Here is a 565-nt window from a genome sequence, read left to right on the forward strand (position 1 = left end):
GAAAGATAAGTAGTGGAACGAAAAAGGATATATAAGTGTGTACAGTAAATCTTAGGTGAAATGAAAGAAATGTATCGTGAGTCTCCAACATTAATGGAGCTTGTTGTAAGACCAAGTAACATTGAAAGAGCCATCAAGAGAGTCAAGAAAAACAAAGGAGCACCAGGTATTGATGGTATGAAGGTCAGTGAACTTAATGGACATTTTGCGCAATACTTTCCACAAATTAGAAAGAAACTGCTTGATGGCACATATAAACCACAAGCAGTAAGGAAAGTTGAAATCCCAAAACCAAATGGGAAGAAGCGTGTACTTGGAATCCCTGTCGCGAGAGACAGAGTTATCCAACAAGCCATTAAACAAGTGATTGAACCAAGCATTGACCGTACATTCTCAAAACACAGTCATGGCTTTAGACCGAACCGCAGTACAGGAACAGCACTCAAAGAATGTGCAACGTACTATGAAGATGGTTATTCAGTCGCAGTTGATTGTGATTTAAAACAGTGTTTCGATATGTTGAACCATGACAAGCTCATGTATCTATTTGAACGACATGTTCAAG

General features: G+C 38.8%; 1 protein-coding gene. It reads left to right on the forward strand.

Translation table 11 applies throughout. From position 1 onward, the window contains the following. Positions 1-69: 69 nt before the first annotated feature. A partial coding sequence (locus NXS11_RS11185) for a reverse transcriptase domain-containing protein (protein WP_259201284.1) occupies positions 70-565 on the forward strand: 496 nt, incomplete at its 3' end.

Source organism: Staphylococcus americanisciuri (assembly GCF_024814435.1).
GTDB lineage: Bacteria > Bacillota > Bacilli > Staphylococcales > Staphylococcaceae > Staphylococcus > Staphylococcus americanisciuri.